25 protein-coding genes are annotated in these 24554 nt (G+C 45.0%); 15 read left to right on the top strand and 10 right to left on the bottom strand.

What is annotated here, in order from left to right; translation table 11 throughout:
• The first annotated feature begins 127 nt into the window (after window positions 1–127).
• The 9 genes from ABIE27_RS15560 (at window position 128) to ABIE27_RS15600 (ending at window position 9146) form a co-directional block, all read left to right on the top strand.
• Window positions 128–1324 carry an HpcH/HpaI aldolase/citrate lyase family protein gene (locus ABIE27_RS15560; protein ID WP_123063011.1) on the top strand — a complete coding sequence of 399 codons (1197 nt, stop codon included), beginning with the start codon at window positions 128–130 and terminating at the stop codon, window positions 1322–1324.
• A complete protein-coding gene (locus ABIE27_RS15565) occupies window positions 1260–2660 on the top strand; it encodes a phosphoribosyltransferase family protein (protein WP_123063012.1) in 1401 nt (466 codons plus the stop codon). Before ABIE27_RS15560 ends, ABIE27_RS15565 begins: the two co-directional genes overlap by 65 nt.
• An 11-nt stretch (window positions 2661–2671) precedes the next feature.
• Window positions 2672–3823, top strand: coding sequence for a cysteine protease StiP family protein (locus ABIE27_RS15570; protein WP_123063013.1), 1152 nt, complete (start codon window positions 2672–2674; stop codon window positions 3821–3823).
• Complete coding sequence (locus ABIE27_RS15575) at window positions 3820–4647, top strand: HAD family hydrolase (RefSeq protein WP_429350907.1); 828 nt, start codon at window positions 3820–3822, stop codon at window positions 4645–4647. Before ABIE27_RS15570 ends, ABIE27_RS15575 begins: the two co-directional genes overlap by 4 nt.
• Window positions 4644–5684 (top strand): ATP-grasp domain-containing protein, encoded by a 1041-nt coding sequence (locus tag ABIE27_RS15580; protein WP_429350908.1) that lies wholly within the window; start codon window positions 4644–4646, stop codon window positions 5682–5684. Before ABIE27_RS15575 ends, ABIE27_RS15580 begins: the two co-directional genes overlap by 4 nt.
• A 154-nt stretch (window positions 5685–5838) precedes the next feature.
• On the top strand, window positions 5839–6567 hold the full coding sequence (locus ABIE27_RS15585; protein ID WP_123063016.1) for a hypothetical protein: 729 nt from the start codon (window positions 5839–5841) through the stop codon (window positions 6565–6567).
• 14 nt (window positions 6568–6581) lie between these two features.
• Window positions 6582–7685, top strand: coding sequence for a toxic anion resistance protein (locus ABIE27_RS15590; RefSeq protein WP_123063017.1), 1104 nt, complete (start codon window positions 6582–6584; stop codon window positions 7683–7685).
• A gap of 400 nt (window positions 7686–8085) precedes the next feature.
• Window positions 8086–8652: a hypothetical protein gene (locus ABIE27_RS15595; RefSeq protein ID WP_429350909.1), complete on the top strand. Its 567-nt coding sequence runs from the start codon at window positions 8086–8088 to the stop codon at window positions 8650–8652.
• A 206-nt stretch (window positions 8653–8858) separates the two neighbouring features.
• Window positions 8859–9146 carry a hypothetical protein gene (locus ABIE27_RS15600; RefSeq protein ID WP_123063019.1) on the top strand — a complete coding sequence of 96 codons (288 nt, stop codon included), beginning with the start codon at window positions 8859–8861 and terminating at the stop codon, window positions 9144–9146.
• Between the two features lie 300 nt (window positions 9147–9446).
• Here ABIE27_RS15600 and ABIE27_RS15605 read toward each other — a convergent pair whose 3' ends face one another.
• Window positions 9447–9695, bottom strand: coding sequence for a DUF1433 domain-containing protein (locus ABIE27_RS15605; RefSeq protein ID WP_429350910.1), 249 nt, complete (start codon window positions 9693–9695; stop codon window positions 9447–9449).
• A 133-nt stretch (window positions 9696–9828) separates the two neighbouring features.
• Window positions 9829–10161, bottom strand: coding sequence for a hypothetical protein (locus ABIE27_RS15610; protein ID WP_429350911.1), 333 nt, complete (start codon window positions 10159–10161; stop codon window positions 9829–9831).
• A 78-nt stretch (window positions 10162–10239) separates the two neighbouring features.
• On the opposite strand from ABIE27_RS15610, the gene ABIE27_RS15615 reads away from it, so the two are divergent.
• Window positions 10240–11601, top strand: coding sequence for a lipase family protein (locus ABIE27_RS15615; protein WP_123063022.1), 1362 nt, complete (start codon window positions 10240–10242; stop codon window positions 11599–11601).
• 38 nt (window positions 11602–11639) lie between these two features.
• Window positions 11640–11936 carry a WXG100 family type VII secretion target gene (locus ABIE27_RS15620; RefSeq protein ID WP_429350912.1) on the top strand — a complete coding sequence of 99 codons (297 nt, stop codon included), beginning with the start codon at window positions 11640–11642 and terminating at the stop codon, window positions 11934–11936.
• Window positions 11937–12044: 108 nt separating this feature from the next.
• Here the strand turns inward: ABIE27_RS15620 and ABIE27_RS15625 are convergent, their stop codons facing one another.
• Window positions 12045–12572 carry a hypothetical protein gene (locus ABIE27_RS15625; RefSeq protein WP_123063024.1) on the bottom strand — a complete coding sequence of 176 codons (528 nt, stop codon included), beginning with the start codon at window positions 12570–12572 and terminating at the stop codon, window positions 12045–12047.
• Window positions 12573–12799: 227 nt separating this feature from the next.
• On the opposite strand from ABIE27_RS15625, the gene ABIE27_RS15630 reads away from it, so the two are divergent.
• Window positions 12800–13303 carry a hypothetical protein gene (locus ABIE27_RS15630; RefSeq protein WP_123063025.1) on the top strand — a complete coding sequence of 168 codons (504 nt, stop codon included), beginning with the start codon at window positions 12800–12802 and terminating at the stop codon, window positions 13301–13303.
• 138 nt (window positions 13304–13441) lie between these two features.
• Here ABIE27_RS15630 and ABIE27_RS15635 read toward each other — a convergent pair whose 3' ends face one another.
• The 3 genes from ABIE27_RS15635 to ABIE27_RS15645 are packed head-to-tail and all read right to left on the bottom strand — an operon-like array spanning window position 13442 to window position 17200.
• A complete protein-coding gene (locus tag ABIE27_RS15635) occupies window positions 13442–14605 on the bottom strand; it encodes a Ger(x)C family spore germination protein (protein ID WP_123063026.1) in 1164 nt (387 codons plus the stop codon).
• The gene (locus tag ABIE27_RS15640; RefSeq protein WP_429350913.1) at window positions 14602–16107 is read right to left on the bottom strand and encodes a spore germination protein; all 1506 of its coding nucleotides are present in this window, start codon (window positions 16105–16107) and stop codon (window positions 14602–14604) included. Before ABIE27_RS15640 ends, ABIE27_RS15635 begins: the two co-directional genes overlap by 4 nt.
• Entirely contained in the window at window positions 16064–17200 is a 1137-nt protein-coding gene (locus ABIE27_RS15645) for a GerAB/ArcD/ProY family transporter (RefSeq protein WP_429350914.1), read from the bottom strand. The genes ABIE27_RS15640 and ABIE27_RS15645 overlap by 44 nt, the downstream gene beginning before the upstream one ends.
• 787 nt (window positions 17201–17987) lie before the next feature.
• Between ABIE27_RS15645 and ABIE27_RS15650 the strand changes: the two genes are divergently transcribed.
• Entirely contained in the window at window positions 17988–18881 is an 894-nt protein-coding gene (locus ABIE27_RS15650; protein ID WP_429350915.1) for an NAD(P)-dependent oxidoreductase, read from the top strand.
• Window positions 18882–19228: 347 nt separating this feature from the next.
• Window positions 19229–19969 (top strand): nuclease-related domain-containing protein, encoded by a 741-nt coding sequence (locus ABIE27_RS15655; protein ID WP_123063030.1) that lies wholly within the window; start codon window positions 19229–19231, stop codon window positions 19967–19969.
• Between the two features lie 198 nt (window positions 19970–20167).
• On the opposite strand, the gene ABIE27_RS15660 is transcribed toward ABIE27_RS15655, so the two are convergent.
• From ABIE27_RS15660 to ABIE27_RS15675, 4 genes are read right to left on the bottom strand one after another with little or no spacing between them, the layout of a single operon-like run.
• On the bottom strand, window positions 20168–20836 hold the full coding sequence (locus ABIE27_RS15660) for a DUF2642 domain-containing protein (protein WP_429350916.1): 669 nt from the start codon (window positions 20834–20836) through the stop codon (window positions 20168–20170).
• Window positions 20837–20849: 13 nt separating this feature from the next.
• A complete protein-coding gene (locus ABIE27_RS15665; RefSeq protein ID WP_429350917.1) occupies window positions 20850–22211 on the bottom strand; it encodes an arsenic transporter in 1362 nt (453 codons plus the stop codon).
• A complete protein-coding gene (locus ABIE27_RS15670; protein ID WP_161556859.1) occupies window positions 22212–22349 on the bottom strand; it encodes a hypothetical protein in 138 nt (45 codons plus the stop codon). It lies immediately after the preceding gene.
• Between the two features lie 52 nt (window positions 22350–22401).
• Window positions 22402–23076, bottom strand: a complete 675-nt coding sequence (locus ABIE27_RS15675; RefSeq protein WP_123063033.1) for a hypothetical protein — start codon at window positions 23074–23076, stop codon at window positions 22402–22404.
• Between the two features lie 338 nt (window positions 23077–23414).
• Here ABIE27_RS15675 and ABIE27_RS15680 point away from each other — a divergent pair, with 338 nt between their 5' ends.
• Window positions 23415–24473 (top strand): CotH kinase family protein, encoded by a 1059-nt coding sequence (locus ABIE27_RS15680; protein WP_429350918.1) that lies wholly within the window; start codon window positions 23415–23417, stop codon window positions 24471–24473.
• Window positions 24474–24554 lie beyond the last annotated feature (81 nt).

The raw sequence follows: 24554 nt of genomic DNA on the forward strand, positions 1-24554 counted from the left end.
CTATTATCAATCCCTCCGCATCTTGGAGGGATTGGTTTTTATACCCCGACAGCATTCATTTTATTGATGCAGACTGACTTCTAGTCAGAAGTGCAAGGAGGAGAATAACCTGAAATATTTTAGTTTTTTGAATGCAGAGGAAGAAGAAGCTTTATTTTTCTCTTCGCCCGTATCGTTTAGTCATCGAACCTCCAAAGAAATACTGGCATACGCTGTTGGGGCTGCTTTATACATGCCGGCCACACGTCCGCATATAGCAGACGATATTTTACAACGTAAACATGAAGGGCTTACAACCATCGTTATCGATCTGGAAGATGCGGTAGGCGACGAGCAAGTCGAATTTGCGGAACAGTGTCTGTCTCAGCAACTTGGACTTATTGCAGAGTATATGGACACAGGGATTTTGTGCTCCAATCACATGCCTTTATTATTTGTCCGGATGAGATCACCCGAACAGCTGGAACGCTTGATAGAAATGCTGGGAGAAAAAATCTCTTTATTAACTGGTGTTGTATTGCCGAAGTTTAGCTGTGAGAATGGACGTGCTTATTTGCAGCTTGTTCACCAATATAATCAGCAGAAAGAACGCTCACATCCACTCTTATATGCAATGCCCATTTTGGAAACGGCAGAAGTGATCTACCGCGAGACACGTTGGCAGACATTAATGGATCTGAAACAGATTGTGGATGAGTATGCACCGTATATATTGAACATCCGAATCGGAGCTACAGATTTCTCAAGCCTGTTCGGTCTAAGGAGAAGCCCGGAACTTACAATATACGACATTGCAACGATACGTGACTGCATAGCGGACATTGTTAATTTATTCGGTCGTGCAGAACAGGGATATGTAATATCCGGGCCGGTCTGGGAGTATTTTAGCCAGCGTGAACGTGTATTTAAACCCCAATTAAGGCAGACGCCATTTGAGGAATCTCTTGGCAAGACAGGCCGAAATCTCAGAATGAAATATATTACGAATTCCATGGACGGACTCATGCGTGAAGTGATGATGGATAAGGAGAACGGTATTGTAGGTAAAACGATCATTCATCCGACGCAGATCAAGCCTGTTCAGGCGATGTATGTGGTTACGCATGAGGAATTCATGGACGCACAGGGGATTGTCGCTCGAAATGATGGAAGCCTGGGGGTTTTTAAAAGCACGTATACCAATAAAATGAACGAAATTAAACCGCATTTAAGTTGGGCTAAACGAATCTTGATCCGATCACAAATATATGGGGTGTTACATGAACAGCAGCATTTTGTCGGGCTCCTGCCCAAACACGAACAGACTTACGTTTCCTATTCTTGATCAGTTCGAGGTCATGATCGAGTCTACACATAATCCGCTCGCAATTCCATTGGAAAATCTGTTCTCCATGGCGGCACGCCTGAATAAAAAGAGATCATTTCTCTTTGTCAGTAAGCTGCTCGGCAAGCATATTGCCGTTAATCCGTATACTTCACTTTTAAGTGGTGCTGCTCTGGCCGTTCTATTGTATGAGCATGTAACGCATGGACAAGACAAGCGTACTATAGAGTGGAAGCAGCAAATGGTCCGTGGACTGATTGATCCAGAGCGGGCCCGTGAAGCTTATGAATATCTGTTGGGTGTGCAGATGAGTCTGCCTGAAGATATTCGCTTCGTTGGTTTTGCCGAAACAGCTACAGCGCTGGGACACAGCATGTACGAGCTATTTGCGGACCGTGCAACGTACATTCATTCTACGAGAGAATACCTTCCCGAGATTGAACCGGATATTCAGTTTGAGGAAGAGCATTCCCATGCGATGTCTCATCGCTGTTATGCACTGGATTCCAGCTCGCTTGCAGAGGGTGGGCCACTTGTTCTTGTGGATGATGAGATTACAACAGGCAACACCACGTTGAACATTATTCGGGATATTCAGCGTAATTTTCCGCGTGGGCAATATTATATTGCTTCTTTACTGGATTGGCGTACGGATGCTGATGAACAACGGTTTGCTTCATTAGAAAATGAACTCGGGATAACCATCACCCCTCTCTCTTTGTTGAAAGGGAAAATTCAAGTGACGGGTGAGCCGGCGATCGAGGTCTCGGGAAAGAAGCAGGTTTCTGAATCCTCATCTGTGATAAGTACTATCTCTGTAGCAGGCGAAATGGAGTCTTGGGATGCAGTATCCGCAGATTCGGAAGGGAATCGCTGTCCACTTCCTTACCTGAAGTACACAGGTCGATTCGGCATTTCATCGGCATTTAATTCAACATTGGGTGCGGGTATCTCAAGGATTGCATCCATTTTACGTGAGAAGAGGAAGGGAAAACGAACCCTTGTCATGGGAACGGGTGAGTTTATGTATATCCCGATGCGAATTGCAGCTGAGATGGGGGATGGTGTTCTCTATCAGTCTACGACTCGAAGTCCAATCTATACCGTCAATCGCCCCGGATATGCTGTTGTTTCAGGTGAAGGATATGCCTCTCCAGAAGATCCGGCTGTTCGAAATTATATTTACAATATATTGCCTGGGCAATATGATGAGATTTTTATTTTGATGGAAAGACATATGCCAGAAGAACGTATGCGGCCTATGCTTGATGTGTTGTTACAACTCGGATGTAAGCAAATACATGTGGTGTACTGCGGTGCTGCACAGGAAGGCTGAGAAGACAAGCGATGAACTTACCTGCAATTGAAAGCATATTAAAGAACCAAATTAAACCTCCTGAGCCAATGGGGAGTTATGACCCGTCCGATGTTATATTTCTGTTAAAGGATTTAAGTAATATTTCGTTAGAAAAAGAGACCGGGGAGCGTGAACGTGCTATTCAGTCGGGCGTGCATTATTCAGAGATGCTGCCTGTGGAGTATCACCCTTCGGATGAATATATTGAGTTGTTTCACGAGACATTAGCACAATCTGCTCAAAAAGTAGCCAGAGCTGCCGCAACGGTAGCGGAGATTATTGTGCGCAAGCGGGGATTGAACACCGTTCTTGTCTCGCTGGCTCGTGCAGGAACACCGATTGGCATTTTGGTCAAACGTTATATTTCCATGAAATATAACGTGGATATGCCTCATTACAGCATTTCCATTATCCGTGGAAAAGGAATAGATGAGAATGCCATTCTATATATCTGGCAACAGCATGGGCTGGATATGCCGATCCAATTCATCGATGGCTGGACAGGCAAAGGGGCCATTCGCAAGGTGCTGGTCGATGCCTGTGACAGCCTGGATCAACGTTATGGTATTCGATTGGATGACAATCTAGCCGTACTCGCTGACCCTGGTCATTGCTCAGATACCTACGGCACCCGAGAAGATTATTTGATTCCAAGTGCTTGTCTGAACTCGACTGTATCGGGGCTGATGAGTCGAACGGTGCTGCGGGATGACCTTATTGGACCGAATGACTTCCATGGAGCCAAATGGTACAAGGAATGGGCTTCTTCTGATCTGTCGACGATGTATGTAGACAAGATTTCAGAATATTTTACCAAAGTTGAAACGGAGGCCTCGCTTCAAGCAGAGGATGCACTAGCCCATCCTCCAGAAGTCACGTGGCAGGGGATGAAGGATATTCAATCCATTCAGCAGACGTTTGATATCCAAGATGTAAATCTGATCAAGCCAGGGATTGGAGAGACGACACGGGTACTGCTGCGCCGTGTGCCTTGGAAAATTCTGATCGACCGTCCGAACAATCCTAACCTGAAACATATCATGCTGCTTGCTCATGACCGTGGAGTTCCCGTAGAGGTGTTCCCTGGGCTAAGTTATTCATGCTGCGGCATTATCCGATCTGTAAAGGGGGGCGGCGAATGATCTATGCAAGTGATTTGGATCAGACACTGGTCTATTCTCGCCGTTCTATGGGTGTTGCCGAGGATGCGCCCGGATTGGTTCCTGCAGAATGGATTCGTGGTGAGTTATCTGCCTTTATGTCAGCTGAGACGTTGAATCAACTGATGACACTTCCCAAGGATATCCTGTTCGTTCCTGTAACGACACGGACAGTGGTACAGTATCAGCGGATACAGATCTTTCAGCAAGAGGTTATTCCGTCCTATGCGATTACTAGCAATGGTGGCAACATTCTGATGAATGGCAAGGTCGATCCCGCTTGGAACGAGCATGTTCGTTCCAAGCTTCAAAAGCATTCAGCAACGGCTGCCGAGGTGCGCCAGATATTTGACGATGTACTGAACAAGGATTGGGTTGTAGGAGAGCGGCTATGTGATGAGTTGTTTTTCGCTTTTGTCATCCATCGTGATCGCATGCCGGCAGAAGAAGTTACAGAGAAGATCAAACGTGTGGAATCCCTGGGCTGGGAGGCTTCCATTCAAGGCCGCAAGTTATATCTGGTTCCTTCGGCGGTGAATAAACGAGCTGCGGTAGAACATATTCGCCATCAGATTGGCGATGTACCCGTTGTTGCGTCCGGTGATTCTTTACTGGATCGTTGTCTGCTCGATTTTGCAGATTATGCTATTGTGCCTCGGCATGGCGAGTTATACCGCGAGAAACAGCGGAATCCTGAAACAGTTCACTACCAATTCACCGAACATTCCGGTATTTTTGCCGCTGACGAGATATTAAACTATGTTCGCTCTATACACCACGCTGCGATAGGAGATGTTGTCTCATGACCAAGACTCGTATTTATTTTAATCGCTGGTTTTCGGTGGCGTATCACTATATGAATATGATTCGAAACAACGAAGATGGGATGCAGTTCGAAATTTATGGCACACATTCTGATCCGAACAACATGGCGCTTCAGGCATGTGATCATGCAGAGCTGGAGCCGAAGGTGACAGGAAAAGAGTATATTGATTTCTGTGTTGATTTTTGCCGCAGACATCAGATTGATCTATTCATCCCGCGTCTCCACATGCTGGATATCAGCCGGAATACACACCTCTTTGAGGAGGTTGGGACCAAGGTCTTGGTTTGCAGAGATATAGAATTAATGGAAAAGTTGATGGAGAAGGATCACTTCTATGAATCTGTTCGTGAACTCGGAATTATGAGCATTCCCGATTACTTTACGGTCAGCAATGCATCTCAATTCAAACATGCTTATGAAGCACTCACTAACGCAGGACATGAAGTTTGTTTCAAGCCTTGTAACGGTGAGGGCGGTATGGGATTCAGGGTGATTGACAATAGTCGTAATCCCTTGGAAGAACTGTCTGGACATACGCAGAATCGCATATCATTTGAAGATGCATTTCGAGCCTTTTCCTCTGTAGAATCTTTTCCGAATCTTATGGTCATGGAGAGACTTCAGGGATATGAGTACAGTATCGATTGTCTGGCTGACAGTGAAGGGAATCTGCTGGCAGCTGTGCCTCGCCGCAAAGCAGGCGGGCGTTTAAGAAAACTTGAACAAAATGCAGACCTGTTGAACATCGCGAGTGAGGTGGCCAGCGCTTATCGCATTCCATATAACTTCAACATTCAGATGAAATATCAGAATGAAACTCCCAAACTGCTAGAGATTAACCCAAGGATGTCTGGAGGACTACATGTGTCTTGTCTTTCAGGAATCAACTTCCCTTATCTGGCTGTAAAGCTGGCTTTAGGTTATGAGGTAGGGCCTCTAAATCCGCAGTATGGCATACTGGGAAGTCATGTAGAGCAGCCGCTCATTATGGATGAGCAGAAGGTTAGGAATCATTAAAGAACCGTTGCCAAACATTGACACCTTCTGACTGATTTTTTTACAATACGATTATATAGATGATCTTGACAGGTACACCGCAGCGAAGTGATCAAGTGTAGTCTTCATTTGTTCATTGTATACGATAGTGTTGTTACAGGCAGGAGGAAAACAGATGTTACGCAAAACAAAAATCGGATTAGGTGCACTGATCGGGTATGGACTTGCCGCTGTAAGCAGCTTTTTTGTCCCTGATTTTGTAACCTGGGCCATCCCGGCTTTGGCTACAATGGTTGGTGCCTTGATTCCATCCAGGCCACATGAGCCCGTAGTGAAGACATTGGATTCAAATCGATACCCTGAACCTTCAGCGTTGAATAGCGCATCCAGTGAGCAGGGGACAGTTGACCGTTCGGCTAATCAGCGAATCCATCCAACAACTGGACAAGTAGAGATGACTAGCGCTTCCGAAGACAGTTCAAAGCATAAACAGACGGATATGGACCCTGTTTTTGGGCCGGTCATTGAGTATCTTGAAGTGCTGGAGGATATGGTGATCTCCGAAGGGCAAAAAAATGAACTGGACAATGAAATTGTGGAAAAGTCATTAGCTTTGTTTGCCAGATTGCAACGAGTCATTCCAGCGCTGAAAGAGTTAAACAATGGTGATATTAACCATACGATGCGAAGATTGATTTTGAAAGATCTCAATGGATTTATTAATCCCTTCCTGCGTTTGAGTGGAGAAGCGAAGCGCAACAATCGCCGGATGTTGTTAAATGGCTTGAAGGATGTGGATTCCAAGGTTTCAGAGATTGTATCTACGATTGAGCATAAGGATTTAATGGAGCTTCAGAATAAAGCAGAGCTTATTCATCAAAGGTATAGTAGCTCCGAATTATAGGAGGAGGTTTAGGGATGGCAACGGAATATATTCAACTGAAGCAGGATGATCAGCAGCGAATTAACCAGGAAGCAAGCCAATTAATCCAGAAAGTATCGCAGACGGATGTTGTTCAACTGGATATGCTAATGGATGATATCGGCAAACTGGGTGTCAAGACGCAAGAAAAAGCCGGCCAAACGCTAAAAATGCTGGACCGGCCTGTGAATGATCTGATGTCTGGCAATCGGGCAGAAGTGTCGACGATGATCTTGAAGCTACGCGATGAGTGTGAAAGCTTACAGCAGAGCAAAAATGTTAGTTTTGTAGGACGATTACTGCGCAAAAGCCCACTGAAAAACTATGTCTATCGCTACCAGTCTGTCAGAACCAACATTGATAGTATCATTAATGGTTTGAGAGATGGTAAGGACAATCTGGAAGAGAGCATTGTAAGCATGCGTCAATTAAAACGCTCTTCTATTCAGGAAATCTATAACTTGCAAACCAAAATTGTTTTTGGTAATCAGTTGAAGGAACTATTCGAGGCGGAGATTGCCAAGCCGGAAAATGAGAACCGCAAGGCTCACTTGGAACGTGGCTTGCGCAAGGTCGTTACGCGTACACAATCCATGACCGAGATGATTATGCTCTATAATCAGGCCATTGCGGCTACCGATATTATTAATGATAACAATGATAAGTTGATTGATTCCGTGAACAACGCGATTGATAAAACGGCTAATCTGATCACGGTATCGGCTATGATTGCAATGGCTTTGAATGATCAGGAGAAGGTCATTTCGGCTGTGGAAGCCACGAATAAAACGATTGAAGAGCAGTTCAAGGAGAATGCAAGATTGCTGCGAACCACGACCGAAAAGACAAATGATCTGTTAGCCAAACCGGCGATGTCGATGGAATCGGTTAATCAGGCTATTGGAGATTTGATGTCAGCTCTGGATCTTTCGGAGCAGTCGAATCGCCGTATTATTGAAAGTTGCAATGATTATACAGCGAAGATGACTGCGCTCAATGCAGGCATGAGTGAACGGTTAGGTCTGGAGGCTCCCAAAGCGGGCAGTATTCAGGCTAAAAATCAACCGGATGCGAACGCGTTAAGCTCTTATTTGGATTAGTTCGATGCTTGGCTGCTAGTAAGTTAGCTTATGTATTTATCATAGTTTGTAAAAAGAGAGGCGCCGTGGCGTCTCTTTTTGCTGTTCTGTAGTTGCATCGATGAGAAGAAACTCTCAAGTCCGTAATTGGCACAGGTTTATTCCAATCTCATATGGACGATACTGGGCATACATTGAAGTTTATTGCATACACTGTGAACATGTACATCTTCATCGTGAAGGGGGCAGGACATGTTATCTCTTATTATTGCCGGTATCTTGGGTGTTCTGATCGTCGTAGCAAGCAGTGAAAAGGCAGAGTCCATCGCGGAATTAAATGAACGTTAATATGCTGTATTTTCCGGGAAGTCTTTGATAAGATGAAGGTAAACTTTGGAAGTCGAAGAAGGAGCCGCCCAACATGCTGGAGTTTACTTTCGAAATCATTGATGAGGCCAAAATTAACATTCAATACAAGTATGGTAGTCAGTTTTTTAACTTTAATCTGTTCTGTTCCAATGGAGAATGGAAGCTGCATCCGTTTGATGGCATTCTGATTGAGAACCGGGAGATGTGTCGTCTGGTCGTTTCGGATCTGTTACAAAACAAGGATTTTCATGTGATGCTTGCCAAAGAAAAAATCGTATTATCGCGTCTGCGGACCACGGTTAATCTTCAATCAGATGATTCGGAAGAGTTCGAGAGGGATCATCGGTGGGATGATCGATCATCACAGAACGATGAGTTAATGGATTACATAGAGAATCATAGTTTTGAAGAGGTGCTTGAAATCGAGAAGCAACAGTTAGGGGCAAGAGTGGACTTTTTTCAACAGATCATTCAGAGAATGTTTATGGAGGGAATCGGGCCTGAAGATCCTGACTTTCGCAAGGTTCAGTCCCTTATTAAGATCTATAAAGATACCATAGAAAGTCTGGGTGATATTAACGGCCATCATTTTGGAGATCATCCGCGTAAGAGATGGTAGAACCACATGTGAATTAACTTGGATTGGATAAAATTTTAATAGGCCTGAGAACAATATAACAAGCCCAGGAACACTTGGGCTTTTTTCTATTTTTTAATGTTGAACTTATTGCTCATCGACTTATATTTTTTATGAAATGGACCAAACTTTAGGGTGGATTCGTTTGTTGAGTAGGTATAGGAATCATGATTTGGGGAGGTTAGAAGATGAGTAATCCACATATAGAACAAACAAGTCAGGAAGAGGCACGTTTATATGAAGAACTTCGTTGTGCATTGGAAGACGTGCCGCAGGGGAAAGAACGGGAGCAAGTGATGCAGCGAATGATTCATCAGTTAAAGTCCCCGAACTGGCGCAATGGACGTTTGAATGGGATTAAGGAGTATTGGAGCAACGCTAGACCGGCTAAGCTATGGATATGGATTACCGCTGGAGCACTGGCTCCCGTTGTATTTTTCTGCTTATTTATTTGGGCATCCCTTTGGGTGGAGTGAAGCCCAGTGCGTCGTTGAAGAAGCAGGATTGACATAGCACGTGTAAAGATGAAATTGATATTAATATTCTGGTAACAACGTCCTATGAATAAATCAAAAAAATTAGGTTTAGATTAGGAGGTTCACAATGACCTTTTACTCATTTATGGGCGTTGTTATACACGATATGTATTAGATGATCTATAATGATTCTACTTCTTTGGAAAATGCAGGATAGGTGCAAGCCTATACGTTTATACCAAAAAGAGCCTGATGGAGCATCAGGCTCTTAAGTAGGGTGAAGCTGGTAGATATTATATTCTATTTAGAGGATTTGATCTCATCAGGTACTGAACCGGTTTTTACCGTATACGTATCATAATCAACCATTGCAAAAATTTCCTGATCTTTGTGTCCTTGTACGTACCCTGTCAGTGAAACCGTATGAGACAGATCCGCGGGGATGAACTTATGATCTGGAAATACAACGTCAATGTCGTAGGTTTCCTTGAAATAAACCAAGCTTACTTCCTCAGCATTTTGGATGATCTCCTTTTTTTCGCTGGACATGCAACCACAAATTAGGGTGAGACTCATGATAGAGAGGAGTAGCCAGAGGTAAGGACGAAAACGATAAGATTGGATTTCTAGCATCAGCTTCCCGTTATAAATTTTAGAGCCTCTTAAACGTTGAATAGATTGTTTACTTGATTTTCTTATCTAAAAGTTCTTTGGGGACAACAGCTGTTTGTACCTCAAACGTATCGTAATCAATTAGTATACTGATTGATACTTCTTGATTATCTTTAACGTGTCCACTCAAATTCACATTGTGACTAAGATCCTTTGGCATAAATTTATGATCTGTGAAATTCACTTCTGTATTGTAGTGGTCAATGAAATATTGATATCCCACTTGTGTGGCTTTTTCAACAACCTGATCTTGATTGGGAACGGTATTACATCCTCCGACTATAAAGGCCAAGATGATTAATAAAGTTGATATATATTGAATTTTTTTGAAAATATTCTTCAACCCCCTATATGTGTGAACTTGACACTTAAATAATATACTTTAACTTTTGGAATCAGTAAACACAGGAAGGATAAGCTTATGGATATATATATCAGTGATAAAACCTATAAGGAAATCTCGGAGCTGGCTTATCTTAATATGAAGGCAGGAGATTACCCGGATACACTTGACTCAGCGAATTGGAAAGTGATTGAACCGGATGGAGCCAAACTTCATAGAAGATCCGGATTCGACGCTGTTGTTTTGAAGAATGATCAAACAGACCAGATTGTTATAGGTTATCGTGGAACAGAACCAGGAGGTAATGTTACTGATATGGCTGCGGATTGGGAAACAGATGCCTTCGATGTTTTAGGTGGCAGAACTAGAAGACTCGAAGATGCAGTAACTGACCCGGAACGCCATAACATTTTTAAAAATAGTCCCTTCAAACTTCTTATGGATAAAATGTCTTGGGAGAACAATCAGTTTCACCAAGCCGAGGAACTATATGAGGTGGTACAGAAAGCATATCCTGACTCCGATATTACGGTAACAGGTCATTCTCTCGGTGGTGGCTTAGCTCAATATGTTGCCGCACGGAATGATGTATCCGGGATGACCTATAGTGCCCCAAGTGTGATGAATCTGCTGGATGATGCCAGTATTGCCAAGGTTAACGAAGGATACTTCGATAACAAAATACTTAATGTTGTTCATCCCAATGACTCTGTAGGTGCGGGTGGATTAGTTGAATATGAAAGACATGTCGGTGTTACCGTATATAAAGGGCAAGATTTCGAGTCGGCCAATGCCATGTATCAAAATTGGAAATTCCAAATACAGCTGAAAATCCCGTTTCAACCTCTGGGGGCTGGATCACCAATATTACTGCATGATTTAAAACTCGGTTTTGATCTGAATAAACTGCAAATGGGCAACATTGTCAGACTCATGGATTCCTTTTCCAAGGATGAGGGGAAAGGGTATCACTCCATGAAACAATATCGTTTTGATGAAAAAGGGAACTTGATTGGTCCATTAATTGATCGGAAAACAGGGGCTACCATCGATATTTCTCCTAGGTGGACTGCGCACCAAGAGGCTCTTGCGGCCTTCTCTAAGATTACCTCAGGAGCAGTGGGCACTTTGATATCAGCTATTGCTGGCAATCAAGGAGGACTAGGCGGAGGAAAGATACAATTAACACCGGAAGAGTTAGCACAGTCTGCTCGTGAAATGAGAATGAGTCTAACTGGGTTTTCCAGTGATGCGCAAGCTTCGATTCAGATGTTTCAGACGCATATTTCCACAAGTGAAAGTCAGTCTTTTACTCCGATTGCCTATAACGCGACAGCTACCCTGCAACGGATCAATCGTTGGTACCAGGAATCCATTAGTGAGATCGCAGATTATATTGAGCGTAAGCGAGAAGATTTTGTGATTGCAGACCAGCAGTAAGGAACAAGGTATCTTATCAGACTAACAGGAGGAAGGACATGGGCAGAATTTCCGTATCCTTATCAGACTTAAGAAGAGCAGTTCAGCAATGTGAACAGTTACAACAACGGCTTATGCAACAGGAACAGAAAATGCGAACGATCCATGGAAGATTAAAGCAGGATTGGGTAGGGGTATCGGCAACCGAATTAACCTCCAAAATGCAGTCTTTTGTAGAAGGAGCCTCCACTAAACTTGCCGAACTTGAAGCCCATAAAGAGGAACTCAAACGATATATTCGTAAGATGGAGGAAGCAGATCGGGAAGATCGCAGAGCAAGACGAATGTCTCATTAACCATGGATATGACGATAACGAAGAAATAGTTAGAATCGGCAGATCAAAGGCTCCGAGTCTAACTATTTATAATATATGTGGCTGGCCTGAGATAAAAGAGGCTTGTTGTTACTTATTCATCACCTTGACCTGACCTTGTACATATTCATGGTAGTCACGAAAACTGTTGATGTGTTGCAGGGCATCTGTCTTCGCAGACTGGATTTTAATTTTTCCGGACGGAGGATTGTTTTTCATTTCGGTGACTGCATTTTTGGAGCCCTCAATATCTCCTGACATTTCCTGAATTCGTTGTAACAAAGCAGGGTGGCCTTCATATTGGAGCATCTCGGCGAGTGGTCTCATTTCTTCAAGTTTTTGACTTGAACGCTCCAGCGTTGTCATGACCTGATCGCCATCCGTGTTGACGCTCAGAGAAACCATGCGATGGATATGATCTTTCTCCATTCTTTCCAGGGCTTCTAGGTGAGAAGCTTCTAACCGTTTGGGATCTCCCCAGCTTCGGGTTTGTTGTTCGTTCGGGTTCGTTTGCTCGGCAGTAGGCATGTTATTGCTGTTGTTGCCGTTACCGCATCCCCAAACTAGAGATGTACATGCCAGAATCGCTCCAATAGCAACGATGCGTTTTAAACTCATGTTGTCACTCCTTCAATAATTTCCTGAAGGTAGTATGAGCTATTTTTTCCAAAAACATGCCTGATTTTTAAAGGATACATCCTTATTCGGAATGATAGAAAGTAACCAGGCAGGGCATCGATGTTCAACATAGGTTAAACAAGGAGGAGGGCGGGCTCCTGATTCTCGTTACTCGATTGCGAGTGATGGACTATTATTGGAAGTAAACCGGGAGAGGAGAGGATAGAATGAAGGCGATCAAACGCATTAACAAGCCGTATCTTATCTTCCTCGTATGGAATGTGCTTATGGTTTTTGCCGTAGATGGAATGACCATTAAGCATGAATTGGGCAAAGGGGTATCTGGGAATGGCAATCTGGGTATTTTGGCATTATTTCCATCCGTACTTACCTTTCTGATCTTATGTTTCTGGACGGCGTATGTAACGAAATGGTGGTTCTACGACCAACGTGAGTACTGGGGGAGATGGGGCAATGCGGTGGTCAGTGTTGTAGCCGCAGCATTGTGTGTATTGTCTGTCTTCTGGGAGATCTATATCTTTGAAGACTTGCGTGTGCAACTTAACGGTTATACACATGACCCGGAATCGGCAGTGTATCGTTTTGGCTGGCTGAACCAATATACAAATACGCTATACTACAACTTCCCGATTTTACTGTTTGGCGTATCTTTCGCAGTCATCATCGGTTGGGTGCTGGAGCAGGTGCAACGTTTACGCTCCGAGGCTTGATGACAACGGTTGTTGCTTGCCCGGCTGCAGGACTGGATTGCACATCCCCTACCTACATACCCATATCTACGCTGAAAAGACGATGTTTAAATGCCCTCCTGCTGAACATGTTTGGTTATCAGCAGAAGGTTTTTTTCATCACACTTTCCTCTTGTATTTCCCAGTATACGGAATCGTCAGGTGAATATTTAAAGTTTCAATCGAATCCTCCGTGAGAATCAGGTTTTCCCCATTCCCGGATAACTTGTGCCACAGTTTTGGGTTTTTGCGATACAGTTTTTCTTGTAGACCATATACATCGACTCCCCGTTTTAATCCATTTCGATAGGTCTTCATGATCTGCTCTTTCAGTGTATCCTCGCTTACTCGGGTCATTTCGTCATATGTCATGGGGACGAGATATTCATACAGTGCAGTCAGATATTTGGCATCAATTCGAAAGGTAACTTTCTCTCCCCGAATGATCGGTTCGATTTTTATTGTGGGCAGACCGACACTGAGTGCCCCATAGATTACACCATTTTTTTGAACCAATAGAGGAGCCCGGCGCATGCCTTTAATCAACCAGTGATAGCCAGACAATTCGTCTCGCGACAAAAAATTGAACTTTTCTCCCATCCTTTCGAAATAAGCTCCTTCAATCAGAAACAAGTCATGTTCCTTTTTATTTTGCAGCCATAAGTCCTTGTTTAAGGCAATGACAGGCAGATACGTCGTGGTTGCGGGATCATTGTGCTTGGCAATCAGTTCAAAGCTGAGTACAGGTGCAAACAGCGAATTTTCCAGGTAGCTGGGCAACGGATTGTGCAGGATGCTGTCCAGTGGAGACAAGTTGTAGATCGAAGCGGTGCTCAGAATATCCAGCAAAGGCTCCCGTGTACCGTATACCCATGTGGTATATCGTGCTTCCGGGAATCGTCCGAGCATGTCAAACACATCCTGGATGTGCCGATTGTTCAGCACGCTCTCTGCCATGACGATGGCTGTCACATGCCCCCAGGCAATGTGGAGCTGAGATGCACGCCATAATTCGTTCATGGCGAGGCTCATCGTTTTCCCTTGAGCATGTCCGACCCAGATTGGAGGGGATTCGGCTGTTTTACCTGAATTATCCGTTTTGGCTATACTTGAAAAATCAAGAGTTTGCACGTAAATATGATACATGCCGTCCTTATATTCAATGCCAATTGCCTTGGCATAATCCACCTGCTGAATCTCATATGCACTCCAGCATCCCGTGGTCATGAGGCAAAGCGATAGACTTAACATGCCAAGCAACCAGCGGTGTAATATGCGGCTCATCGACCTTTGCCATCCTTGCGCGGTTTTTGTGTCTCCAGGTAGACAGGTCTGCGTTTCCCCAAACCCGTCGGGACTTTGAATAGCGAGGCAATGGCTTGTTTGAAATTGAGCGGTGTTAAGGGCGTAAGATAAGGGATTCCAAACGATTTCAAGTCCGTCAGGTAGATCAGAAACAGGATCATGGACAGAATGAACCCGTAAATCCCCAGTGTCGCTCCCAAGATAAAGCAGAGGAAACGTAGAATAAGGATGGAACTGGTCATGACTTGATTGACAATGGTTGCTCCAGCTACAACGGTAACGGCGATGACGACGATCATGAGTGGTGAGACCATACCAGCCCGAATGGCTGCATCTCCGATAATCAATCCCCCGACCACCGTTAATGTCTGTCCAATGGCGCTGGGCAAACGTACGCCTGCTTCCCGGAACAGCTCCATGAGCAGCATAATGAGAAACATCTCAATGCCAGACTCCATAGGAAGCCCCATGCGACCGACAGATATCGTTGCGACGAGCGGAAACGGAATTTGATCCATATGGAAAGAAGTGAGAGCGATATAGAAACCGGGTAAAAATATAGTGACAAATAGACCGATGAAGCGGAGCAAGCGCCCCATATTCACCGGAAGGAAGGGGAAGCTGGCATCCTCTGGTGACTTGAGTAGCAGAAACAGGTTTACAGGCCCGATAATTACACTGGGATTACCGTCTACAATCAGAACGAAGCGGCCACTCATCAAACATTCCGATGCAAAATCAGGTCTGCCCGTGTAATGCGTCAAGGGAAACAAGGTGATCTTGGCAGGTGAGAGCAACTCTTCCAGATCATTTGCTGTCATAAGACGTTCAGTTTGAATTGCATGGAGACGATGTTTTATATCCTTGATCAACTGTGGATTGGCAATGTTTTTCATATACATCAGAGCCACTTTGGTTGCTGAACGTGATCCGATGAGTTCAATACTGCATGCAAGTTCGGCAGTACGCAACCGGCTGCGAATCAAGGATACATTTACAGCAAGTGGTTCAATAAAACCATCCCTTGCTCCACGGATCGAGACTTCTGTCGTTGACTCTTCTGGTGTCCGTGTAGCCATATTGGAGATATCGATGCTCCACATGGTCTGCAGGGAGGGGAGGCATAGGAGCAGATGCCCTTCAAAAACACGAAGGGAGATCAGTTCCGTTCCATACTGCGCATCATCAAGGTCCACGCTGTTCCATTGCAGGTTAATATTTTTTTCAATGTCAGACTTGTGAATGAAATGTGTGATCTCGTAGGTTCGCTTCATTTCCGGCAAGATGATGTCATGGATAATCTGTGTATCGACCATGCCACTGCAATAAGCGACAACCAGCTTCATCTGTCCGTCACCAAGCCGGTGGCTGTCGATAATAACATCATCAGAGCCTGCAAAGTAAGTTTCCAGATGATGCTGATCGATACGGAACGGTTTAGTCCCTGGACGGGTTGGTATCGTTCGCGGCGGTTGAGCCATGAGCAGGAGCCTCCTTGTCCTTTTTATGAATAAGAGCGGCCAGTGTCAAAAGAGTGGTGATGATTGCTACATAAGAGAGCATGGCTGGAAATTGAATGTGATCGACATAATAATCAACGTAATCAATCCGCCACCACTGAATAGCCAAAGCGCACATAACCAGCGTGAGACAGAGGATGGCAATGTATCTCTTTTTGGGTTTTCGAATATCCAGCAGATCAACAATTAGATACATGGAGATGGCAATACGTGCAAAGGAACCACTGAGCCACTGGTAGATCGAGAGAAAATCAACGTGCTGAAACAGCTTGCCAATATTGACTAGTTTCCACTGTTCGTATGGACTATTCCGCTGTTTCGCCGCTTCTTCTGGCCCGAATTCGACAATGGCTCCGAGCGTAGGCCCTAGCGCCATGCTGATCATGAAGAGGCCAAGCAACAACACATGCCACCAGCGTAGTTTGCCTTTAATGTCATGTTGGAAGAGCATCAACACCCAAATTTCCATGAGTCCGGCGAGAGAGTAGATCATTCCTCGGATCACGGGAGTCCAGCCGTGTTCCATCATGGGAAAGAGCTGACTGTAATCCTTGTATTTCATATTGGCTGACATGACAAAGTAGCCAAGCAGAATGACCAATGGCAACAGGATACTGGAAGTCATTGCAATCGAACGAATGCCTTTGGCTGCTGACCAGGCAGCAACCAGAGCACCTCCACCAGCCAGCACATAGGTCGGTGTAAAAGGGAGATAGGTGGATACCGTCCAGTTGGTGGTTTCATATAAGGTGTGTGTCCCTAGCGAGAAGAGCAACAAGACCGCAGTAATGCGAAAGATCCAGGAGGGCAGCAAGCCAAACTCACGAGTAATCCAATCGGTCAGGCGCTGTCCACGAATGCGCCGGATAATGATGTACATCATGCCCAGGAACAGCAAGAACAAGGGCGCTGCGGCGAGAACAGAGAGCCATCCATCCCTTCCGGCCACATCAAGAATGGCGGGTACAGACAAGACGTGACAGACCAGTCCGGCACTGAGCAAAATAATGGAGATGGATAACCAGATGGTGATCTGTCCTTTTTCCTGCCCCAAGTCCATCCCCTCCCAATTCAATGTGTTTTGGTTAGATTGTACAGACTATGAGAAAATGATTCGTTTTTCAGATTTTTTCACAGAAAAAGCAGCCCGAGATGGACGGAGGGGTAAGAAAGCTATAACATATACGATATAAGGTATAGGTCAAGGTATGGAGTATAAGGGATGAGAAGTGAAGTATGAAGTATAAGTTAGGTATCGAGTATAAGGTATCGAGTATAAGGTATCGTGTGTAAGGAATAAGGCATAAGGAATGAGCTATCCATCAGGCTATGCAGGATGAGGATTATTGGGGAGGATTCAGAGTTTAGGAGTGAATTTTGAATTGAATTGTAGGTTAAGGTGCTCCCTCACCACTTAAATATTCTAACGATCTCAGATGAGCTTATTTAAGCGAAATGGGGAGTTCTGGAATTCTAACGATCACCAGAAGCCTTATTTTGCTGAAAAGACAAGATTAACGCCTATTTTTGAATCAATTCTCCGAAATAAGGTCTCCTGAGATCGTTAGAATATAACAAGGTGTGATATTGCTCAAATAGCGTTCCTGGTGATCGTTAGAGAATGACTCGCACAGGTCACAGGTACCCTTGTTGGCACCAGTATCCACTTACTTACTCACTCGCATCGGTATCCCTGTCCGCGCTCGCCGCAGTATCCGCATCCGCTTCAACAGAGCTATGGACAAGCACTTGCAGCACTCAAAATCATTTGCAGCACTTAATATCATTAAGTAACACTCGAAATCACTATGGATCACTCAAGAACAGGGAGGAAACCTTTGATGACACATTCAACTAAATCACCAGAAGAAATTAAAGTAGGGTTTATTGGAACAGGCGTTATGGGAAAAAGCATGGCTGGTCACATTCAGCGTGCAGGCTATCCGCTTCATGTATACACGCGCACTGCCGCTAAGGCAGAAGCGCTCGTGAAGGAAGGGGCTGTCTGGCATGAAACGCCGGCAGAACTGGCTGCTGCTTGTGATGTGATTATCACCATGGTCGGTTATCCCAAGGATGTTGAAGAGATTTATCTGGGAGAAGGCGGGCTTGTTGCCCATGCCAAACCAGGTTCAACCCTGATTGACATGACCACTTCCAGCCCGCTGCTGGCTGCGCGCGTCGCCGAAGCTGCGGAGGCTAAAGGTTTGCATGCACTGGACGCGCCTGTATCCGGCGGCGACATCGGCGCACGGGACGGCAGGCTGTCTATTATGGTGGGGGGTGACGCAGAAGCTTTTGAAGCGGTGCGTCCGATTTTTGAGCAGATGGGCACCAACATTGTGCTGCAAGGCAAGCCGGGCGCCGGACAGCATACCAAAATGTGCAACCAAATTGCTATCGCCTCTGGCATGCTCGGCGTATGCGAAGCACTTGCCTATGCCAAGACGTCGGGACTGGACGCGGAAAATGTGCTGAAGAGTATTGCGACCGGTGCAGCCGGAAGCTGGTCCCTCAGCAACCTGGGTCCGCGCATGATCGCAGGCGATTATGAGCCTGGATTCTATGTGAAACATTTTATCAAAGATATGGGGATTGCCCTGGAGTCTGCTCAAGCGATGGGCATGAACACGCCGGGACTGGCTCTGGCGGAATCGCTCTATCAGGAAATATCGAAGAATGGCTTGGACGAGAAGGGCACGCAAGTGCTGTACACATACTATCTCCAGGCTTAGAAGATGAACATGGGAAGACAGCAGCGGACTCTTTTGCTTAGGAAAAAGGGGATGCTGCTTTTTCTGTATATTTTGAAATAAACTTGATATGGATTTGATATGGACTTATTGTGAACTTGATGTGCGTCTAAAGTCGCAGGTTTGGGTATATACTGTCGTGCACATTTAACGAATCAGTGAATTTGGCAAACGTCTCTTTATTTTTGTTCGACTTTATCCGACATAAGGTATAGGGCTTTACATGCTATACGGTACTAAACATCTACATAATTCATAAACAATACTCCTTAAACCATAATTCATAAGCCATATTCCAGTAACCATTCCAAATAGAACGGAGCTTGCCCATGTTCAAGAAAATTTGGTCTCTGTTCAAGACGCAGCCAGAGCTTGTGAGCCCGCTTACCGATTCTGTTGCAGCTTCGGCTCTGCCGCCAGTTACAGCAATTCCTCCACGTCTGTCCCGTAGTCGGCGCAAAAAGAAGAAGTCCGAAGCTGATTGGATCAGCGCACCGCAAGAACCTACAACCGCCGAATTACTGCTTGGTTTGCCCAGTGAATATAAAGTGTTGAATGATCTGCTGGTTACGAATCCCAAGTCACGTTCGGGATATTCCCAGATTGATCATGTCGTGATTGGCCCGCGGGCGATCTTTGTCATCGAAACCCGGAATCTGACAACTGGAGAGATTCGTGGGGGCCGCCGCGAAGCGAATTGGTCAGTGAGCAGCAGCAGGGTCAAAATGTATAATCCGCTCATGCAGCACCGCGCCCATGTTGAAGCGATTCAGGCACATCTCGGGGATTACAAACGTGTTCGGCTAGTTTCCATGGTGACGTTCACAAACCGTTGCCGGATCAGTGTTGATCCAGCCGTAAGGTATGTCAATTCCGATGAAATGATTATTTATGATCATGAATTGGTGGAGACCATTCAGCGCAAAACAGAACGACTGGAGACAGAACTTCCGGAGACCTTGTATCAAGAACAGGACACTCAGGCGATCTGGAACATGCTCAATACAGTGAATTCAACGGATCATCAGATTCGGGCTGATCATATGGCGAAAGCTAAAGGAATTAAATAGGAAATTTATAGACAATTAAACCGCGAGGATACAGATAAACGAGTATAGATGCGAGCGGATAAATGGAATAATGAGTCACTAGATTTACAGGGTTATCGTCATTTTCAAGTTAGGGTCGGCAAAAAAGACATGAAACAGGGATATACCGGGTCATCGTGCGAACCTTGGAATATCCCTGTTTGCCTTCTATTTTAACCATTAAGGTAAGTGAAGCGTTTGAACATGGCTGGTGTGCATGAATCGTGTGGAACCTTCTGCATCAATAACTTCAAGCAACTTGTCGTTGATACTTTTGAGCAATCCTGTCTGTTCAGGTTTGTAACCCAGATTTAAGATGACGAGTTCTCCTGCCATTTTTTGCAGCTGTTGATCGAGTGTGCGAGAGAGTGAGATGGATGATGGCTGTATGGGGAAATGTTGATGTTCCATCGCAAAGGGTCTGCTATTGGAGGGAGAAGGGATAATATATTTCAGATGATGGATGGAAACATAGACCGAATGATGCAAAGGAGAATAGAAGATAAAATAATCGTTCATGATGCTGGTGATATAACCATGCAGCGTGCGCCCACCAATGGAAATTTCACTAAATCTTCCGCGAGCATTCATTAGTACTTTTCGATAAGAGATGTTGTCATGGTCCATTTCGGGATCAGGTGCAGGCACGTCCATGTTAGTAGAAGTTTCCTCTGATTTCGTAAAATGCATCGTTTGAATATGATGAAGCGGCACATAAATGTAGCGCTGATTACCATAGACAACGATAATATCCTCCCCTGCATCAATGACCTCGCCCTGAATAGGCAGCTTGCAGCCGGACAATTCAAACTCAATCGTTTTACCTAACCACATCATTGCAGATTTCACAGTATACCTCCTCTCAATACAGTAGAGCCACCCAAATATATAAGGAAAATAGGCTGATAATTAAACTGATGGGTATCACAATGAAGGTTACTTTCATATACTGTTTCCATGAGACTCGAATATGGTGGGTCCGTAATATATACATCCAAATTAAGGTGGCAAGTGTGCCTATGGGTGTTAATAATGCTCCGATGTCACTTCCTAGTATATTAGCGAGATATGCTAGATGAAGTTGAGTATCACTCAAATGAAGGTCAGTAACGGCGAATGTTCCGATCATGACCGAGGGCAAGTTGTTGAACAAATTGGAGAGCACCGTTAGTAACAACCCGGATACGGCAATAAGACTTGCATTGCCTCTTTCTGCAATCGGGCCTGTGAATTCGGTAATCCATGTTGTCATCCCGGCTCGGTGAAGACTGTCCACAATAATATAAATGCTGAAAGCAAAGAGAAGAATATGCCAAGGTGTCTGTGTGACGACATCTTTCAGTCCGGATCGTGTACGATACCACCGTACAGCAAGCATCAGAACCACACCGCTAATGGCGACAATCTCCATGTGTACACCGAATTGCTCAGCGAGAAAATATCCTGCCCGGATCAATACAACAATCCCGATACAGACACGGAACAACCACCAGTCTACATTCGTTTTGGAGTTATCCGATTCAAATTCTGTTGTCTGCAGTGGATGATAGCCTGATCCAGATGAATTTTGCATGGATACGGGGAAGTGATGAATAACTTTGGGTATGCTTCTGCGAAAATAATAGAGTAACAGCAAAGTCATGGCGATAATTCCGAGCATGGATGGTACAAACATCATCTGAGTGTAGGTGTTCAGGTTTAATCCAACCATTTTTAAGGCAATCAGGTTAGCGAGATTACTGAGTCCGATCGGAGCGCTGGAAGCTGTAGCGATGAGTGCACCGGAGATGAGGTAAGGCAACTGCTGGTGAATTTTCAGACGTAACATGGAACAGATTCGAATGATGATGGGGGTAGTGATCAGAATGCTGCCGTCGTTATTGAAGAAGATAGTCATGAGAAAACAAAGTAATAGAATCAGCCAGAACAATCGGAAGCCGGAACCACGTGCCTTTTCAATCATGTTTACAGCGATCCAGCGAAAGAAGCCGATGCTGTCCAGAATAATGGACATGACAATGGTGGAGAGAATCGTAATCGCTGCGCCAGATACAATTTCGAAAATGCCCAGGATATGCCCCAAACTGCTTACACCGGTCAGGATAAGAAGTAGCGCCCCAAGCGAAGTGGGAATCGATTCATTTAATCCGCCAGGACGCCACATCAGGAAAATGACAGTGATGATAAATACCCCGAAGGTTAACCACAACTGGTAATCAGGCATTTACTGTGATTCACCTCCCAGGGGGAGAAGTCCTTGTGAAGACTGTTTCAGATGTTCATGAGTCGAAGTAGGCCTTCCCGGCATAACGATCCAATACAAAGGCGCACCTGTCAAGACGATTGCGATAAAGATCAGCATGATCATTCCCCCCTTTAAACTGGTAGTAACTTAGCTTCTTGTTGTTCTCAAATTACCGTTTGCCACCAGACTTATTTCCGCGAGATTGATTTCCCCGTGATTTGTTACCACCCGATTTATTCCCGTGAGACTGATTGCCACGCGACTTGTTGTTGCCCGATTTATTTCCCTGAGATTTATTTCCGCACGCTTGGTTGCCTGCACTGCGATTCCCTTGGGAACGATTGCCGCCGGACTGCGTATTTTGTGTTTTATTCCCTTGGCTTGTGTTTTTACCGTTGTTGCCGCTGTTATTGCTATTGTTGTTGCTGCTTCCGCGAACCAGGGAGACGGATTTCACATGCTGTAAAGGAATACGGATGATCTCCTGATTTTTTAAAGTCAGAATTAATTGACTCTGGTTGGCATCGGCCAGGATGCCTTCCACTTTTTCCGGGCCTCCGCGATTGATCTGTACAGGACGGAAGCGAAGTGCTTGCATGACGCCAAGTAATGTGTTCGCTGGAATCGGATTCCCCATAGGTCCTCTGGCTCCGCCGGAACGACCTGTGTCGGTAATACTTTTGACATGAGCATCGTTCACATACACCATACCTTCTTTGCAGCTCACAGCCATGTAGTCCCAGCGTACATCCATTAAAGTACCTTGGATTGCATCGGGTCCACCACGATTAATCTTGACTTCTCTTCCAACCAAACCTCTCATTCCCTGACCATTCATAGACATTGTATTTTGCCCCTTCCCAGATATAAGTTCAGATAGGCCGCCCGACGGTTGTTCGTTGAATCCCTGCCACTCGTCATTGGAGTCTGTCTGTAGTTTAATCATATGTGTACCTAGCATCTAAGGAACCAGCAGACAACCATTTGTATAGCAAATTGGCAGTAATCTATGAGAAAAATAGTAATTTATAGATTAGTGTGATATGTTTTCAGCAAATCTACATTGTGACTTCGCGGATGGTTCCATAAATGGGCTGTGCATTCGCCCTTACGGTCTGTTGTCTTTGTGCATAGGATGATGTAATAGCCTACGGGCTTAACTCACAGGTGACCGAAAGGCGGATGGAAATGACTCTACCTGTCTACCACATCCATGTGTCGGCGAAAGAATACCAGCGATTAACATCGAACATATGGTCAGAAACGTTTGTGAACGGCACGATGCAGATGGACGGCAAGCAGCTTCCCATTCGAATTCGGTACCGGGGTGGACATACGCGCGCTTATGAGAAAAAATCATTCGAGATTCGTACGGCAAGTCGTACGTTCCACTTTAATGCGGAATATGATGACCCTTCACTGCTGCGGAATGCACTTTCATTTCAATTCTTTGAATCGATTGGAGTTCCGGCGCCTGATACGCGCCACTGTGTGCTGTATCTCAATGATCAACTCGCAGGAGTGTATGTAAGAATCGAAGGAGTGAAGTCTTCTTTTTTTCGCCAGCGTAGAATGCCTGTCCGGAGTATATTCTATGCCGTAAACGACAACGCCAATTTTGCATTATCCACCGGATCATCTCATTCAGAAAACAGCCAGTTGTCTGGATACAGCCTGATCCGCGGCAATACAGAGGACCGCCGAAGGCTGCGCAGGTTTATTCAACAATTGAATATGAAGTCCAAGATGGATCTGTTTCGTTTTTTACAATCGCGGGTGGATATTGACAACTATTTGCGATGGCTGAGCGGGGCTGTGCTGACAGGCAACTTTGACGGATTTCATCAGAACTATACATGGTACGAAAAAGTGAAAAGTGGAAAATATGGAATTTTACCTTGGGATTACGAAGGAACCTGGGGGAGAAACTGTTACGGCGCCAAGGTCAATCCCAATTTGGTTCGCATTCAGGGGTACAATAAACTTACGGGGCGGCTACTCGCATTCCGTACGTTCCGTGAGCAGTATAAGAAGCTGATGAAACAACATTTGGAGCGTGCCTTTACGGAGAAAAGAATCATGCCGCTGGTATATCGATTGCATGATGGAATCCGGGAAGATGTAGGGAACGACCCCTATATGAAGTGGCCTATGAATGTCTTTCTGAATGAGCCGGAGAAGATTCGCACGTATGTGAAAGAGCGCCGTGAATACGTGGGCACCGCGTTAAAACAGCTGTAAAAGGATGCCCAGGCAACGGGCCGCGCTGCCTTGGGTATTTTTATTTTGATAAAATCAGCATGTTCTTCAGGATTCGATTGC

Source organism: Paenibacillus sp. 4624, from assembly GCF_050435065.1.
GTDB lineage: Bacteria > Bacillota > Bacilli > Paenibacillales > Paenibacillaceae > Paenibacillus > Paenibacillus amylolyticus_D.